Source organism: Kitasatospora sp. NPDC048239 (genome assembly GCF_043202015.1).
Lineage (GTDB): Bacteria > Actinomycetota > Actinomycetes > Streptomycetales > Streptomycetaceae > Kitasatospora.
The window spans coordinates 296,582-310,730 of sequence record NZ_JBICZP010000008.1 but is presented as its reverse complement, the minus strand read 5'-3'; the positions used below and the strand labels follow the sequence as shown (position 1 = coordinate 310,730).

Below are 14,149 nucleotides of genomic sequence, written 5' to 3'. Positions count from 1 at the left end.
CCCGGTGGCCGAGACCGGCCGTGACCGGCCCGGTCGCGCCGGTCCGCCGGGGAAGGCCCGCAGGGCCGGGGCCGGGGGCGTGTAGCGTTCCGGCCATGGATCGGGTTCAGTCAGCCTCCCCGCAGCACTCCGCCGTACCGCGCGGCGCCGACCGGCCGTCCGGTGCCGGGCCGGCCGCCGCCGAGCCGGGGCCGGGCAGCCGCCGGGCGGCCGCCCAGCGCCAGCAGATGCGCCAGGACCTGGCCACGGCCGCGATGGAGCTGTTCGCCTCGCAGGGCTACGAGGAGACCACGGTCGACCAGATCGCGGCCGCCGCCGGAGTGGCCCGGCGGACCTTCTTCCGGTACTTCCGGTCCAAGGAGGAGGCGATCTTCCCGGACCACGACGACACCCTGGTCCGGGTCGCCGACCTGCTGGCCAGCGCCGAGTCCGAGGAGCACCCGCTGGACGTGGTCTGCCGGGGCATCAAGGAGGTGCTGCGGATGTACGCCTCCACCCCGGCGGTGTCGGTGGCGCGGTACCAGCTGATCCGTCAGGTCCCGGCGCTGCGCGAGCGGGAGATCGCGGTGGTGGCCCGCTACGAGCGGCTGTTCACCCGCTACCTGCTCGGGCGCTTCGACACCGCCGAGGAGATCCCGCCGGGCTGGCAGCGCGGCGGCGAGGACGACTCGATGCTGGCCGAGGTGTCGGCGGCGGCGGTCGTGGCGGCGCACAACCACGTGCTGCGGCGCTGGCTGCGGGCCGGCGGCCGGGGCGACGTGGAGGCGCAGCTGGACCACTCCTTCGAGGTGATCCGGGGCACCTTCTGGGCGTCCGCGGCACCGGGCGCCCGTCGGCGTGGGTCTCTGGTGGCACCCGGTGCCAGTGTGACGCCGCTGGAGGCCGCCGCCGTGAGCGCACTGAGTGCCAGCCCCGGAGGTGAGGTACTCATCACAGTGGCCCGCACCGACGCCCCGCTGGACGTGGTGGTGGACAGCATCAGAGCCGCGCTGAGCGGCGCACGGGAGGCCTGAGCGGGAGCATTTCCGCAGGTCGGAGCAGTTTTCCAGGGCCCGTACCGGATTGCCGGTACGGGCCCTTCGCATGCCCGCGCAAGGCCCGCGACCGGGCGGTCGAACGGGGATTTGATTCACCTGAATTGATGACACCCGGTGTCTTTACGAGTGGCACAGGGTGCCACTACCTTGTTACCCACCAGTCGCGGCGCCGCGGCTCCCCACCTCGGCGCGCCGTCGTCAGGCGCTCCCACACCCCGGGGGCGAGCAGCAGCCAGGCCTACCAGCCGAACCCACCCACCACCCATCTCAGCGAAGCCGGTGTCCGCTCCCGGCTCCCCCAGACGCCCTGTGCCCCTCACACAGGTACGCCTTCGGAGGCAGCCATGAAGGAAATCCTCGACGCGATCCTCAGCTCCGACAGCAGCTCCGCGGACTTCGCCGCGCTCAAGCTGCCGGAGTCCTACCGGGCCGTCACGCTCCACAAGGACGAGGAGCAGATGTTCGCGGGCCTCGACAGCCGCGACAAGGACCCCCGCAAGTCCCTCCACCTCGACGAGGTCGCCCTGCCCGAGCTGGGCCCGGGCGAGGCACTGGTCGCCGTCATGGCCAGCGCCGTGAACTACAACACCGTGTGGAGCTCGATCTTCGAGCCGGTCTCCACCTTCGGCTTCCTGGAGCGCTACGGCCGGCTCTCCCCGCTCACCAAGCGCCACGACCTGCCGTACCACGTGCTCGGTTCGGACCTCGCGGGCGTGGTGCTGCGCACCGGCGCCGGGGTCAACGCCTGGAAGCCGGGCGACGAGGTCGTCGCCCACTGCCTCTCGGTCGAGCTGGAGTCCTCCGACGGCCACAACGACACGATGATGGACCCGGAGCAGCGGATCTGGGGCTTCGAGACCAACTTCGGCGGCCTCGCCCAGCTGGCCCTGGTGAAGACCAACCAGCTGATGCCCAAGCCCGCCCACCTGACCTGGGAGGAGGCCGCCTCCCCCGGCCTGGTCAACTCCACCGCCTACCGCCAGCTGGTCTCGCGGAACGGCGCGGGCATGAAGCAGGGCGACAACGTGCTGATCTGGGGCGCCAGCGGCGGCCTCGGCTCCTACGCCACCCAGTACGCGCTGGCCGGCGGCGCCACCCCGATCTGCGTGGTCTCCAACGAGCAGAAGGCCGACATCTGCCGGGCGATGGGCGCCGAGGCGATCATCGACCGCTCCGCCGAGGGCTACCGGTTCTGGAAGGACGAGAACACCCAGGACCCGCGCGAGTGGAAGCGCCTGGGCAGCCGGATCCGCGAGCTGACCGGCGGCGAGGACGTGGACATCGTCTTCGAGCACCCGGGCCGCGAGACCTTCGGCGCCTCGGTGTACGTCACCCGCAAGGGCGGCACCATCGTCACCTGCGCCTCCACCTCCGGCTTCATGCACCAGTACGACAACCGCTACCTGTGGATGTCGCTGAAGAAGATCGTCGGCTCGCACTTCGCCAACTACCGCGAGGCCTGGGAGGCCAACCGCCTGGTGGCCAAGGGCAAGATCCACCCGACCGTCTCCAAGGTCTACAGCCTCGACCAGTCCGGCCAGGCCGCGCTCGACGTCCACCAGAACAAGCACCAGGGCAAGGTGGGCGTGCTCTGCCTCGCGCCGACCGAGGGCCTGGGCGTGCGCAACGCCGAGCTGCGCGAGAAGCACCTGCCCGCGATCAACCTGTTCCGCGAGGCCTCCGAGCGGGCCGACCGGTCCAGCCGCGACATCTAAGGCGATCCGATGACTGATCAGAAGCGTGATCGGCCCTGGCTGATGCGGACCTACGCGGGGCACTCGACCGCGAGCGACTCCAACGCGCTGTACCGCAGGAACCTCGCCAAGGGCCAGACCGGCCTCTCGGTGGCCTTCGACCTGCCGACCCAGACGGGCTACGACTCCGACCACATCCTCGCCCGCGGCGAGGTCGGCCGGGTCGGCGTGCCGGTGGGCCACGTCGGGGACATGCGCGCCCTGTTCGACGGCATCCCGCTCGAGCAGACCAACACCTCCATGACGATCAACGCCACCGCGATGTGGCTGCTGGCGCTCTACCAGGTGGTCGCCGAGGAGCAGGGCGCCGACATCGCCAAGCTCACCGGCACCACCCAGAACGACATCGTCAAGGAGTACCTCTCGCGCGGGACGCACGTCTTCCCGCCCGGGCCCTCGGTACGCCTGATCACCGACATGATCGCCTACACGGTCGGGAACATCCCCAAGTGGAACCCGATCAACATCTGCAGCTACCACCTCCAGGAGGCCGGGGCCACCCCGGTCCAGGAGATCGCCTACGCGATGTGCACCGCGATCTCGGTGCTGGACGCGGTCCGCGACTCCGGCCAGGTGCCGGCCGAGCGGATGGGCGAGGTGGTCGCCCGGATCTCCTTCTTCGTCAACGCCGGCGTGCGCTTCGTCGAGGAGATGTGCAAGATGCGCGCCTTCGCCCGCCTCTGGGAGAAGGTCACCCTGGAGCGCTACGGCATCCAGGACCCGAAGCAGCGCCGCTTCCGCTACGGCGTCCAGGTCAACTCGCTGGGCCTGACCGAGGCGCAGCCGGAGAACAACGTCCAGCGGATCGTGCTGGAGATGCTCGCCGTCACGCTCTCCAAGGACGCCCGCGCCCGGGCCGTCCAGCTGCCCGCCTGGAACGAGGCGCTCGGCCTGCCCCGCCCGTGGGACCAGCAGTGGTCGCTGCGCATCCAGCAGGTGCTCGCCTACGAGTCCGACCTGCTGGAGTACGGGGACATCTTCAACGGCTCCGAGGTGATCGAGACCAAGACCGCCGAGCTGCTGGCCGGCGCGGAGGCCGAGATCGCCAAGGTGCTGGAGATGGGCGCCAAGGCGGGCAACCGGGGCATCATCCCGGCCGTCGAGTCCGGCTACCTCAAGTCCAACCTGGTCGCCTCGCACGCCGCCCGCCGGGCCCGGATCGAGTCCGGTGAGGACAAGATCATCGGGGTGAACTGCTTCGACACCACCGAGGAGAGCCCGCTCACGGCCGACCTCGACACCGCGATCATGGTGGTCGACCCGGCCTCCGAGCAGTCCGTGCTCGCCGCCCTGGAGCAGTGGCGGGGCAGCCGCGACGAGGCCGTCGCCCAGCTGGCCCTCGACGAGCTCAAGAGCGTCGCGCGCACCGAGGCCAACCTGATGCCCGCCACGCTCGCCTGCGCCCGCGCCGGGGTCACCACCGGCGAGTGGTCCTTCGCCCTGCGCGAGGTCTTCGGCGAGTACCGCGCGCCCACCGGCGTCGGCGGCGCCCCGGTCGCGGTGGCGGCCGAGCCCGGCGGCGAGCTGGCGGCCGTCCGCGAGGCGGTCACCGCGACCGCCGCCGAGCTGGGCGCCGGCAAGCTGCGCCTGCTGGTCGGCAAGCCCGGCCTGGACGGGCACTCCAACGGCGCCGAGCAGATCGCCGTCCGGGCCCGCGACGCCGGGTTCGAGGTGGTCTACCAGGGCATCCGGCTGACGCCCGAGCAGATCGTCTCCGCGGCCGTCGCGGAGGACGTGCACTGCGTGGGCCTGTCGATCCTCTCCGGGGCCCACCCCGAGCTGGTGCCCGACGTCCTGCACCGGCTGCGCCGGGCCGGGGTGGAGGATGTGCCAGTGATCGTGGGTGGCATCATCCCGGCAGCGGACGGCGAGGCCCTCAAGGCCGCCGGCGTCGCTGCCGTGTTCACCCCGAAGGACTTCGGCATCACCACCATCATCGGCCGGATCGTGGACGAGATCCGGCTGGCCAACAGGCTCCAGCCGTGGACGCCCGCCCCCGCCGCGACGACCACCAGCTGACCCCGGAAGGACTGACCCACCCTCATGGCCAACGTCAACAGGCTCCGCCCCCGCCGCTCCTGCCTCGCCGTGCCGGGCTCCAACCCGCGCTTCCTGGAGAAGGCCCAGGGCCTGCCCGCCGACCAGGTCTTCCTCGACCTGGAGGACGCCTGCGCCCCCCTGGTCAAGGAGAGCGCCCGGCACCACATCGTCGACGCGCTGAACAACGGCGACTGGGGCAAGAAGACCAAGGTCGTCCGTGTCAACGACTGGACGACCCACTGGACCTACCGCGACGTGATCACCGTCGTCGAGGGCGCCGGCCCGAACCTCGACTGCATCATGCTGCCCAAGGTCCAGGACGCCGAGCAGGTCAAGGCACTCGACCTGCTGCTCACCCAGATCGAGAAGACCATGGGCTTCGAGGTCGGCAAGATCGGCATCGAGGCGCAGATCGAGAACGCCAAGGGCCTGATCAACGTCGACGCGATCGCCGAGGCCTCCCCGCGCCTGGAGACGATCATCTTCGGCCCGGCCGACTTCATGGCCTCGATCAACATGAAGTCCCTGGTGGTCGGCGAGCAGCCGGCCGGCTACCCGGCCGACGCGTACCACTACATCCTGATGCGCATCCTGATGGCCGCCCGCGCCAACGACCTCCAGGCGATCGACGGCCCCTACCTGCAGATCCGCAACCAGGAGGGCTACCGCGAGGTGGCCGGCCGCGCCGCCGCGCTCGGTTTCGACGGCAAGTGGGTGCTCCACCCGGACCAGGTCGGCGCCGCGAACGAGATCTTCTCGCCCTCGCAGGAGGACTACGACCACGCCGAGCTGATCCTCGACGCCTACGACTGGTGCACCTCCGCGGCGGGCGGCGCCAAGGGCTCCGCGATGCTCGGCGACGAGATGATCGACGAGGCCAGCCGCAAGATGGCCCTGGTCATCGCCGGCAAGGGCCGGGCCGCCGGGTTCCAGCGCACCTCCAAGTTCGAGCCCCCGCAGGCCTGACCCCCTAAGGACCACTGAGATGCAGTTCGGACGCACCTACGAAGAGTTCGAGGTCGGCGCGGTCTACAAGCACTGGCCCGGCAAGACGGTCACCGAGTACGACGACCACCTCTTCTGCCTGCTCACCATGAACCACCACCCGCTCCACATGGACACCAACTATGCGGAGAAGACGACGGACTTCGGCAAGAACGTCGTGGTGGGCAACTACATCTACTCGCTGCTGCTCGGCATGTCCGTCCCGGACGTCTCCGGCAAGGCGATCGCCAACCTGGAGATCGAGTCGCTGCGCCACATCGCGCCGACCTTCCACGGCGACACCCTCTACGGCGAGACGACCGTGCTCGACAAGTGGCCCTCCAAGTCCAAGGACGACCGGGGCATCGTCTACGTCGAGACCAAGGGGTACAAGCAGGACGGCACGGTCGTCTGCGTCTTCCGCCGCAAGGTGATGGTGCCGACCGCGACCTACATCAAGGAGCGCGGCGGGGAGCAGCCCGGCCGTCCCACCCCGCTGTCCTGACCCGCCCCTCCCAGACCCCGGACGGGTAGGCCGCCGTCATCGGCCGATCCCCACTCCGGAACGGGGGCCCTGCTGCCGCAGCCACGCCGGCAGGGCCCCCGGCAATCCCCCCCCCCGCTCTCCCTCCCTCTCCCCCACCCTCTTCCCTATCTCCACAGGAGCCGCACGATGGGACGCCTCGCACAGACCGACGGCCTCACCGAGATCCAGCGGGACATCCTCGCCACCGTGCGGGATTTCGTCGACAAGGAGATCATTCCGGTCGCCACGGAGCTGGAGCACAAGGACGAGTACCCGACCGCAATCGTCGAGGGGATGAAGCAGCTGGGCCTCTTCGGCCTCACCATCCCCGAGGAGTACGGCGGCCTCGGCGAGTCGCTGCTCACCTACGCCCTGGTGGTGGAGGAGATCGCCCGCGGCTGGATGTCCGTCTCCGGCATCGTCAACACCCACTTCATCGTGGCGCACATGATCAACGCGCACGGCACCCAGGAGCAGAAGGACTACTTCCTGCCGAAGATGGCGGCCGGCGAGATCCGCGGCGCCTTCTCGATGTCCGAGCCGGGCCTCGGCTCCGACGTCTCGGCGATCTCCACCAAGGGCGTGCGGGACGGCGACCACTACGTCCTCAACGGCCAGAAGATGTGGCTCACCAACGGCGGCACCTCCACCCTCGTCGCGGTGCTCTGCAAGACCGACGAGGGCGGCGGCAGCCCGTACAAGAACATGACCACCTTCCTGATCGAGAAGACGGCCGGGTTCGGCCCGAACCCGACCGTCCCCGGCCTCACCGTCCCGGGGAAGATCGAGAAGATGGGCTACAAGGGCGTCGACACCACCGAGCTGGTGCTCCAGGACGTCCGCATCCCGGCCGACCGCGTCCTCGGCGGCGTCCCCGGCAAGGGCTTCTACCAGATGATGGACGGCGTCGAGGTCGGCCGGGTCAACGTGGCCGCCCGCGGCTGCGGTGTCGCCCGGCGCGCCTTCGAGCTGGGCATCTCCTACGCCCAGCAGCGCTCCACCTTCGGCAAGAAGATCGCCGAGCACCAGGCCATCCAGTTCAAGCTCGCCGAGATGGCCACCAAGGTCGAGGCCGCCCACCAGATGATGGTGATGGCCGCCCGCAAGAAGGACGGCGGCGAGCGCAACGACCTCGAGGCCGGCATGGCCAAGTACCTCGCCTCGGAGTACTGCAAGGAGGTCGTCGAGGACTCCTTCCGGATCCACGGCGGCTACGGCTTCTCCAAGGAGTACGAGATCGAGCGCCTCTACCGGGAGGCCCCGATGCTGCTCATCGGTGAAGGTACTGCGGAGATCCAGAAGATGATCGTCGGTCGTCGTCTGCTGGAGGAGTACCGGATCGCCGAGTAGGCGCTCCCCGAAGGACGGCCGGTCGACGGGCGTGCGGGCCCGTCCCGGCACGGTGCCGTGCCGCCGGGGCCCGGCCTGGTCCGCCTGGGCCCGGCACGGCCACCGAGGAGCGGCCGCAGGGCGCGTAGCTGCCGAGACGCGCCCTGCGGCCGCTCCCACATGCCCGCGCGCCGCCCCGACACGCCCTGCCCCGGGCACGGTTCATCCGACACGCCCGTTGAGACAAGTGTCACCAGGTCTGTCCGGACCCTTGGGAACCGGACGGGGCCGAGCTACGGTCGTATACACAGGAGGCGCATCGGCGCCTTGCACAGGACACCTGACCGAGCAGGCGGGTTGCCCACCCACCGTGTGCTCCCGATAGCATCCACCGGGACAGCAGCCGTCCCTTTATTACTCGATCCCCGCGGTGGCCCCCGTCCAGCGGCCATGATCCCCCGCGACAAAGGTCTTCGATGCCCATCAGCCCGTCCCCTCACACCTCCGTCACGGACCGCGATGCCCTCGCAGCCACGACGGCCGGTCGGCGACCCCGCGTGACCATCGCGCGCGGAGCCACCCCCTGGTTCGTCCCCACCCTCGCCACGGCCGCCGTGACCACCGCCCTCACCCGGCGCAGCGGCAAGTGGGCCCTGGCGGCGGTACCCGCCTGCGCGCTCAGTGCGGGCATGCTGTGGTTCTTCCGCGACCCCGAGCGTGAGATCGGCACCGGCTCGGTGATCTGCCCCGCTGACGGCGTGGTGCAGAGCATCGACGCCTGGCCGGACGGCCGCACCCGGGTGGCGGTCTTCATGAGCCCGCTCAACGTGCACGTCAACCGGGCGCCGCTGTCCGGCACGGTGACGTCCGTCGAGCACGTCGCGGGCGGTTTCGTGCCCGCGTTCAACAAGGACAGCGACCAGAACGAGCGGGTCGTCTGGCATTTCGACACCGAGCTCGGCGACATCGAGATGGTGCAGATCGCGGGGGCCGTGGCCCGTCGCATCGTGCCGTACGTGGATGCCGGAACCAAGGTCGAGCAGGGCGAACGGATCGGTCTGATCCGCTTCGGGTCCCGGGTCGACACCTACCTGCCGGCCGGCGTCGAGGTCGGCGTCGAGGTCGGCCAGAAGACCACAGCCGGGGTGACGCGCCTTGACCGTGACTGAACCTGAGACGATCGTCGGACTGGACGACGAGGAGACGGCCCTGCGCCGGCGCCGCTGGGCGCGCGACCGCGAGCTGCGTGCTCCGCGCTCTCCCCAGCACCTGTCCACCGCCGACTTCCTGACCCTGGGGAACGCCGTCTGCGGCTTCCTGGCGATCTACTCGATCACCACCGGGGTGCTCGTCCCGCACATCACCAACCCGGACGTCGCGCCGGACCGGCACAGCGCCGCCACCGCGGTGACGCTGCTGCTGATCGGCTCGATGTGCGACCTCTTCGACGGGCTGGTGGCGCGCAAGCTGCGCTCCTCCGCCCTCGGGGCCGAGCTCGACAACCTGGCCGACCTGATCAGCTTCGGTATCGCGCCGGCCTACTTCGTCGCGGTCTGGGGCATGGTCTCCCCGGGTTCCGACAGCCGGCTCTCGGCGCTGATCGCGCTGACGGTGCTGCTGTCCGTGGTGCTGCGGCTGGCCCGCTTCTCGGCCGTGAAGATGCGGCCCGGGGTGTTCCAGGGCATGCCCTGCCCGATGGGCGCGATGACGGTGATCGCCATCGTGCTGCTCGACCCGCCGTTCCTGCCCGGTCTGCTCGCCATCGCCGGCACCGCGTACCTGATGATGAGCCGGATCGAGTACCCGAAGCCGCAGGGGCTGCTGGCCACCGCCACGCTCTGCTGGATCGTGGTCTCCATCGGCTGCCTGGCGGCCTGGGCCACCGGTCTGCCGGGCGGCGACATGCTGCTGCACGTCGGCGCCTTCGCCCAGATCGCGCTGGCCGCGATGGCCCCGCTGCTGGTCATCCGCCGCAAGGTCGGCCAGAAGGTCGGCGACGTGCGGGCGCGCCGCGCGGAGTCGCGGGTCGGCTGACCCGCCGAAGCACACCGCCCGGGCGCCACGCCGGGGCACGACGAAGGGCCCGGATCCGGTCAAGGATCCGGGCCCTTCGTCGTGCGGTCGGTCAGGCCCCGCCGCGGTGGACGCTGAAGGCCGAGCGGCGGGCCGCACGGGCCACGGCCGGGTCGGGGTGGACGCCGGAGACGGCGGTCAGCACCGAGGCGGCCCGGGGGTGCCCGGACTGCCGGGCGCGGGCGAACAGCCGCACCGGGTCGCCGGCCGAGGCGCCCTCGACGTGGCCGACCAGCAGCTCCGTCTCACCGTGGTCCAGGACGGCGGCGGCGGTGTCCACCCAGAGCCAGGCGGCGTCCTCCGCGCCCAGCACGTCGGCCGGGGAGACCCCCTCGTCCGACTGCTCGGCCAGCCAGAGCAGCGCGTACGGGCGCAGCACCGGCTCGTCCACGGCGGCCCGGACGGCCTGCTCGGCGGTGCCGCCGGCCACCCGCAGCGCCTCGAAGGCCAGGCCGCGCACCAGCGCGTCGTCGCCCTGTGCGGCGTCCAGGAGCTCGGCGACGGCCCGGTCGGCCGGGCGGGCGGCCACCCAGGCGCGGTACTCGGCGCGGGCCGGGCCCGGGGAGTAGTCGGCGCAGGCGTTGAGCAGTTCCAGGGCGCTCTGCTCGATGTGCCCGGCGGCGGTCTGGGCGACGGTGCAGATCTCCTCCAGCTTGGCCCGCACCGCCCAGTGCCCGAGCGGGGACAGCTCGGCGGCGTCGTCCTTGCGGACCACCGCGCCGACGGCGGCGAGGCCGTCCAGCATCCAGTCCAGGACGGCGGCGACGTCGGCGGACGCGGCCGGGGTGTCGATCTGCGGCTCGCGGCAGGTGCCGCGGACGGCCGACACCGCGGAGGCGGCGTGCGGGACGGGCGACAGGCCCAGCGCCCCGGTGCCGCCGCCGACCCGGCGCTCGTCCAGGCCGCGGCGGAGCAGCTCCAGCAGCTCGCTGTCGGGGACCGGGCCGGCCACCAGGTGCAGGAAGGAGAGCAGCTGCGGCGCCTGGTCGACGGCCTGCCCGGCGAGGACCGCGAAGACCCCGCGCAGTGCGGCGGGCGGCACGGGGGCGAGCAGCGTCCAGGCGTCGAACAGCGCGGACCAGCCGCGGACCACGGCCTCGTCGTCGTGCTCCCAGGCGTGCAGGCGCCAGCCGGGGGCGGCGCCGCCGTCCCGGGCCTCGACCAGACCGACCAGCAGGGCCTGGCCCCAGGCCCTGGCGGCGGCGCCCACCGTCATGGCGAGTGCGCGGCCGGCCGCGCGGGCGTCCTCGGGGAGCAGTTCGCCGCGCTTGTCGACCTCGCCGAGCTCGCCGGCCCAGCGGGCGATCCGGACGGCGTCGACCAGCATGCGGCGGGCCAGCGGGGCGAGTTCGGCAGGGGCGGGGAAGCCCTCGGGCACCGGGACCCGGCCACGGCCGGGGGCGGGTGCGGGGCCTCGTCGGCGGGGTACGCCGGACCCGCCCGGCCTGGCGCCTGCGGGTCGGTGGGCTGTACCGGGGAGACGGGTCACCGTCGCACCGGTACCGATCGTCGGCGGGAGCGGGGCATCACGGTCGCGCGGGTTCCGAGACGTCACGTCGAGCAGTCTTCCCCTTGTACCGGCCTTCTGTCACATCCGCTTGGCCACCGGCTTGGGGAGGGGGCCGCGGCGGGTCCACAAGATCGGGCAACAGAGGCCAAACCGCCTGGCCGGATCTTTGTGACACGAACACGCCAGGTCAGCGGGCCGGGCGGGTCCGGGGCCGGCGCGACCCGGCCGGACAGGGCCCGGGGCCGGGTCCAGCCGGGGCCGGGCCCAGGGCCTGTCATTCGGATCACGTCGGGTCAGTGGGCGGCGCTGGAGTGCGTGCATCGGCGGTGCGGAGGAGGGAGTCCATGCGGTGGGGGCACCTCCCGGCCGAAGGCCGGGGGCCATCGGCGACCGACGACAAGCCGGCGTGACCCGAAAGAGAGGCCCTAGAGGAGCGGGGTGAGCCAGCGGCGCAGGAGCTCGGTGTAGTGGTCGGGGTCGGCGTTCCAGAGGGCCGCGTGGTCGGCCCCGGGGAAGGCCTGGAGGCCGACCACGTCGCCGCGGCGGTCGGCGAGCCGGGCGGCGGCCCGCCAGGGCGCCACCGGGTCGTCCGGGCTGTGCAGGAGGAGGGTGGGCACCCGCAGATCGGTGCCGTCGGCGATCCGGGCGAAGTCGGCCAGATCCACGCCGGTGCGGCCCTCGGCGGCCAGCGCGCCCAGTTCGGCCGCCGGGGGGCTGAACCCGGCCCGGGTGGCGCCGCGGCGCGCGGTGGCCGACAGGTCGAGGACCGGCGAGTCCAGGATCAGACCGCTGATCGCGGAGGCCCAGGCCGAGCGGGCGGCGGTCTGCAGGACCATCGTGGCGCCCAGCGACCAGCCGTAGAGGATCACCCGGCCCGCACCGGCGTCCAGCGCCAGGCGCAGCGCCGCCTCGACGTCCCGCCACTCGGTCTCGCCGAAGTGGCCGAGCCCGTCGGGGGAGGCGGGCGCGCCCTGGTCGCCGCGGTAGGTGACGGCGAGGGCGGGCAGGCCGAACCGCTGCAGGACGGGCAGCACCGGGAGGGTCTGCCGGCGGTCGGTGTCCGGGCCGTGCACCAGCAGCACCCAGGTGCCGCGCTTGCCGTCCAGCCACCAGGCGGGCAGGGCGCCCAGCTCGCCCTCGGCGGCGGTCTCGGTGAAGTCCAGGCCGAGCGCGCTCGTCGGGTCGCCGCGGTAGACGTCGGGGGTGAAGCGGACGGCGGTACCGGCCTTCAGGGTGCCCCGGTCGGCGCGCTCCAGCCGCCGGGTGACGCCCTGCCCGTCCTGGTGCAGGATCTCGCCGACCACCGCGTGGCCGTCCTCGCCCCACTCGACGGCCCAGCGGCCGGGGCGGGCGCTGGCCTGGCTGCGGGTGAAGGTGGCCCGCCCGGCGGCCAGGCTCTGCACCAGCACGGGGCCCGCCGGCCGCCGCGCGGCCGCCGGGTGGACCATCCGTTCGGACGCCTTCCGGCCGATCACCAGGACGGCCGCCCCGGTCCCGACGACGGCTGCCGCCACGACGGCTGCGGTTCCCCAACGCATACTCGCTCCCCGCTCTGTTGATCGCGGACTGGGCCGGGCGCCTCCCCGGCCGCGCACGCCCGGCGGGGGTTGCTCGGACAGACAGCCCCAGTCCACTCGCGGGGGCGGGCGACGGCCACCGGACAGGGCCGTCCGGGTCACCCGGGGCCGGACCGGACCGGCCTCAGACCGGGATGTCGGTCGGCCGCCGCCCGAGCAGCTCCCAGAACCGCTCGCCGACCGGGCGGTCCTGCGGCTGCGCCGGGCGGGCCGCCGGGGCCGGGGAGCCCCAGCTGCCTGCGCCCCAGTGCGAGGCGACCTGGTACTCGCCCTGCAACGCCGTCAGCACCGCGGCGAGGTCGCTCTCGTGCACCGGCACGATCCGGCCGATCGCGCGGGTCTGCGCCTGCCAGCGGCCGTCCACGCACTGGCGCAGCCGCTGGTCCAGCTCCTCCCTGCGGTCCGTCACCGCGACCAGCTCGCGCAGCGTCAGGCCGAGCACCTGCGCGAGCGCGTACGTCTGCTCCTCGTCGCCGTCCCAGCGGCCGGTGGCCTCGGCGGCCTGGTAGTGCCGCAGCGGGATGCCGATCCGCCGGGCGGCGGCCTCCTGGTTGAGCTCCCGGGCGACCCGGAAGTCCCGCAGCCGGGCCGGGCGGGTGCCCATCAGCTGGGCGGGCGGGCACCAGAGCGCTCGGGCCAGTGCGATGAACTCCTCCTCGGCGGGGCGCAGCTCGCCGCTCTCCCAGCCGAGTACGTGGGAGGGCAGCAGCCGGACGCCGTGCGCCGCCATGCCCTCGGCGACCTGGGCCGGGGTCAGCCCGAGTCCGGCGCGGTGCGCGCGGGCGGCCGTGGGCGAGAAGGGCACCGGGGGCACGGCCGGGGGCCGTCTGCGTCGCATGGGACCAGACGGTAGGCCTTGGTGCATCGGCGCCCCAGCCGCCGAACACACGAAGCGCGGCTGTAGGCGTCTACAGGGCGCTGGACGATCCCACAGGCTGTCATGCCCCTGCGGGGGCCGCGACTCGGAGGTAGCGACGGGGCGGGAAGGGAGCGGGAGGGGGGCGGGAAACCTCCGGGGGGTGTGACCAAACCCTCCGTGACCTTGGTTGACTCCCGGTTCGGCCGCGTGATGGGATCCTTCAGCCAATACGGAGGCATGCAGAGGAAGCCGGTGCGAGTCCGGCGCGGTCCCGCCACTGTCACCGGGGAGCACGTTCGGAGAGTCACCTCCTCACCCGTCAGCGGGGCGGGGGGTGCCCATCGGCAGGCCGTCAGAAGCCGCTGGAAGGCCCGGAGGTGCGTTCGGACCCGGAAGCCAGGAGACTCTCGCCGCCGGTACGTCGATCCAGGGCGCGGACCCTGAGTGAGGACACGCACGC

At 72.5% G+C, this 14,149-nt stretch carries 11 protein-coding genes and 1 riboswitch; of the genes, 8 read left to right on the top strand and 3 right to left on the bottom strand.

Going from position 1 to position 14,149, the window contains the following annotated elements; genetic code table 11:
• Window positions 1-95: 95 nt before the first annotated feature.
• The 8 genes from ACGFZP_RS23425 (at window position 96) to ACGFZP_RS23390 (ending at window position 9,704) form a co-directional block, all read left to right on the top strand.
• The gene (locus tag ACGFZP_RS23425) at window positions 96-1,013 is read left to right on the top strand and encodes a TetR family transcriptional regulator (protein WP_392936143.1); all 918 of its coding nucleotides are present in this window, start codon (window positions 96-98) and stop codon (window positions 1,011-1,013) included.
• Between the two features lie 368 nt (window positions 1,014-1,381).
• Entirely contained in the window at window positions 1,382-2,752 is a 1,371-nt protein-coding gene (gene ccrA / locus ACGFZP_RS23420; RefSeq protein WP_392936141.1) for a crotonyl-CoA carboxylase/reductase, read from the top strand.
• Window positions 2,753-2,761: 9 nt separating this feature from the next.
• On the top strand, window positions 2,762-4,810 hold the full coding sequence (locus ACGFZP_RS23415) for a protein meaA (protein WP_392936138.1): 2,049 nt from the start codon (window positions 2,762-2,764) through the stop codon (window positions 4,808-4,810).
• Between the two features lie 24 nt (window positions 4,811-4,834).
• Window positions 4,835-5,797 carry an HpcH/HpaI aldolase/citrate lyase family protein gene (locus ACGFZP_RS23410; RefSeq protein ID WP_392936135.1) on the top strand — a complete coding sequence of 321 codons (963 nt, stop codon included), beginning with the start codon at window positions 4,835-4,837 and terminating at the stop codon, window positions 5,795-5,797.
• A 19-nt stretch (window positions 5,798-5,816) separates the two neighbouring features.
• Entirely contained in the window at window positions 5,817-6,320 is a 504-nt protein-coding gene (locus ACGFZP_RS23405; RefSeq protein WP_392936133.1) for a MaoC family dehydratase, read from the top strand.
• 168 nt (window positions 6,321-6,488) lie between these two features.
• Window positions 6,489-7,691, top strand: a complete 1,203-nt coding sequence (locus tag ACGFZP_RS23400; protein WP_392936130.1) for an acyl-CoA dehydrogenase family protein — start codon at window positions 6,489-6,491, stop codon at window positions 7,689-7,691.
• A gap of 455 nt (window positions 7,692-8,146) precedes the next feature.
• Window positions 8,147-8,839, top strand: coding sequence for a phosphatidylserine decarboxylase (locus ACGFZP_RS23395; protein WP_387941464.1), 693 nt, complete (start codon window positions 8,147-8,149; stop codon window positions 8,837-8,839).
• Entirely contained in the window at window positions 8,826-9,704 is an 879-nt protein-coding gene (locus ACGFZP_RS23390; protein ID WP_387941466.1) for a CDP-alcohol phosphatidyltransferase family protein, read from the top strand. The genes ACGFZP_RS23395 and ACGFZP_RS23390 overlap by 14 nt, the downstream gene beginning before the upstream one ends.
• 91 nt (window positions 9,705-9,795) lie before the next feature.
• Here ACGFZP_RS23390 and ACGFZP_RS23385 read toward each other — a convergent pair whose 3' ends face one another.
• The 3 genes from ACGFZP_RS23385 to ACGFZP_RS23375 form a co-directional block, all read right to left on the bottom strand.
• Window positions 9,796-11,298 (bottom strand): hypothetical protein, encoded by a 1,503-nt coding sequence (locus tag ACGFZP_RS23385; RefSeq protein ID WP_392936125.1) that lies wholly within the window; start codon window positions 11,296-11,298, stop codon window positions 9,796-9,798.
• 380 nt (window positions 11,299-11,678) lie between these two features.
• Window positions 11,679-12,791: an alpha/beta hydrolase family protein gene (locus tag ACGFZP_RS23380; protein ID WP_392936122.1), complete on the bottom strand. Its 1,113-nt coding sequence runs from the start codon at window positions 12,789-12,791 to the stop codon at window positions 11,679-11,681.
• A gap of 163 nt (window positions 12,792-12,954) precedes the next feature.
• Window positions 12,955-13,668 carry an XRE family transcriptional regulator gene (locus ACGFZP_RS23375; protein WP_392936119.1) on the bottom strand — a complete coding sequence of 238 codons (714 nt, stop codon included), beginning with the start codon at window positions 13,666-13,668 and terminating at the stop codon, window positions 12,955-12,957.
• Window positions 13,669-13,930: 262 nt separating this feature from the next.
• Window positions 13,931-14,096: riboswitch (cobalamin riboswitch) on the top strand.
• Window positions 14,097-14,149 lie beyond the last annotated feature (53 nt).